The sequence below is a fragment of the Streptomyces lonarensis genome (assembly GCF_012033735.1).
Lineage (GTDB): Bacteria > Actinomycetota > Actinomycetes > Streptomycetales > Streptomycetaceae > Streptomyces > Streptomyces lonarensis.
In genome coordinates, this window is sequence record NZ_JAAVJD010000448.1 from 1 (window position 1) to 1,649 (window position 1,649).

Genomic DNA, 1,649 nt, shown 5'->3' on the forward strand with positions numbered 1-1,649 from the left:
CCCGGCGGACGGCGGGCGGTGCCATCGCACCGGAAGGCGCCGTGGGAGCATCGCGCGCGCCCCGTCGGGCGCCCGGTGACCCGGCCCCGCGGGGCCCGGGCCGCCCCAGGCGCCGCACGCGCCCCCGCGAGCCCCGGACGACGGGTGAACCCCGGGCGCCGGGGCGGCGGAACATATGCCAGAGTTGCCACTTCCAGGCCGGGAGCACGTAGCGTACGGCCAACGGGCCCAGTAGACCGGGGAAGGGGCGGCTGGAGTTGAGCACGCACGCACCGCACACAGCGCAGCCGGTGACACTCCCGGCGACGCTCGACGAGGCGGTCGCGGCGCTCGCCGCGCAGCCCGCAGCCGTGCCGGTCGCCGGAGGCACGGACCTGATGGGAGCCGTCAACGGCGGCCTGCTGCGCCCCACGGCGCTGGTCGGCCTGGGACGCGTGGCGGAACTGCGGGGGTGGGAGTACCGCGACGGCCACGCGCTGCTCGGCGCCTGCCTCACGCTCGCCCGCATGGGGCGTCCCGACTTCGCGGTGCTCATGCCCGCCCTGGCAGCCGCCGCGCGCAGCGCGGGCCCGCCGCAGGTCCTCAACGCCGGGACGCTGGGCGGGAACATCATCAGCGGCGCCCCCAGCGGCGACACGCTCCCGGTCCTGGCGGCGCTGGAGGCCGAGCTGGTCATCGCCGGGGCGGACGGGGCGCGCCGCGAGGTCCCGGTGAGCGAACTGCTGGTGGGCCGCGAGCACCTGCGCCCCGGTGAACTCCTCGCCTACGCCCGGGTGCCGCTGCTCCACGCCCCGCAGACCTTCCTCAAGGCCACCGGCCGCACGGGCCCGGGGCGTGCCGTCGCCTCGGTCGCCGTCGCGCTGGACCCCGCGCGCCGCGAGGTGCGGTGCGCGGTCGGCGCCATCGCGCAGGTACCGCTGCGCCCGCTGGAGGCGGAGGCGTGGATCGCCTCCCTCGTCGACTGGGACGGCGCCCGCACGGTGCCCCCGGAGGCGCTGGCGGCGTTCGGCGACTACGTCGCGATGGCCTGCATCCCGGACCCGGAGCCCGACCCCGCCACGGGCGAGGTCGCCGCGCTGTCACCCGGGTTGCTGCACCTGCGCCGCACCGTCGCGGCGCTCGCACGGCGCGGACTCGGAAGGGCGCTGTCGTGACGACTCCGAGCGCCCGGACGAGCCGGACCGCCGACACCGGACCGGCAGCGCGCCCCGCGCGGCGCGGCCACATCCACACCGCCGCCCGCGGCCACCGGCCGGGTGCGGCGTCCCGGGAGGCATGGTGAACGAGGAACGGCACGGACCGCAGGGCGGGGAGCCCGATCCGCGCCATCCGGACGTCCCCGCGCCCGGCACCAGCTGGGGCGGGGAGTACGACAGCGAGGCCACGGCCTTCGTGCAGCTGCCGGAGGGGTTGATCGGCGACCCGGGCCCCGGCGACCCGCTCGCCGCTCCGGGCCACGGCTACCGGCCGCCGGAGATCGGCACCGCCGCCGGCCCGTTCCCCCCGGGCGGCCCGGGTTCGGCGCAGGCCCCGCCCGCCCCGCCGGCCGGGGAGTGGGAGATGCCGTTCGGCACCGGCGAGTTGCCGCCGGCCGACCCCGGCTTCGTCGCCGACCCCGCCGGTGCGCCGCAGCCGCCGGGCGGTGGCGC

1 protein-coding gene and 1 pseudogene are annotated in these 1,649 nt (G+C 79.1%); both read left to right on the plus strand.

Features of this window, described 5'->3' with window-relative positions; translation table 11 throughout:
• Nucleotides 1-257 precede the first annotated feature (257 nt).
• A complete protein-coding gene (locus HCN56_RS25445; protein ID WP_167974986.1) occupies nt 258-1,154 on the plus strand; it encodes an FAD binding domain-containing protein in 897 nt (298 codons plus the stop codon).
• A 121-nt stretch (nt 1,155-1,275) separates the two neighbouring features.
• Nucleotides 1,276-1,649: pseudogene (locus tag HCN56_RS25450) on the plus strand ((2Fe-2S)-binding protein); the annotation flags it as partial.